The organism is Pseudomonas sp. SIMBA_068, from assembly GCF_046534705.1.
Taxonomy (GTDB): Bacteria; Pseudomonadota; Gammaproteobacteria; order Pseudomonadales; family Pseudomonadaceae; genus Aquipseudomonas; species Aquipseudomonas putida.
Genome location: NZ_JAWRYI010001447.1, coordinates 1 through 241, shown reverse-complemented (window position 1 = coordinate 241; position 241 = coordinate 1). Strand labels below are relative to the sequence as shown.

Here is a 241-nt window from a genome sequence, read left to right as displayed (position 1 = left end):
ACGTGCAACTGGTAGAGGTAGCGCTGCTCGACCAGGCCGGTGCTGCCACCCCGCAACTGGGCCTGCAACGGCTGTGGTCGGGGCTTGAATACCTGGCGCGCGGTGAAGTCGATGCGGTGTACGTGAAGGGCGCGGCCGCTGCCGATGCTGCGCGCCGGCTGGGGCTGGTGGTCGGCGTCGACCTCGACCTGCTGCCCGACCCGCGCCACCGCATCAACAACGGCACGCCGCGGCCAATCAC

General features: G+C 70.1%; 1 pseudogene. It reads left to right on the top strand.

From position 1 onward, the window contains the following. A pseudogene (locus tag SB756_RS34425) lies at positions 1-241 on the top strand (ABC transporter substrate-binding protein); the annotation flags it as partial.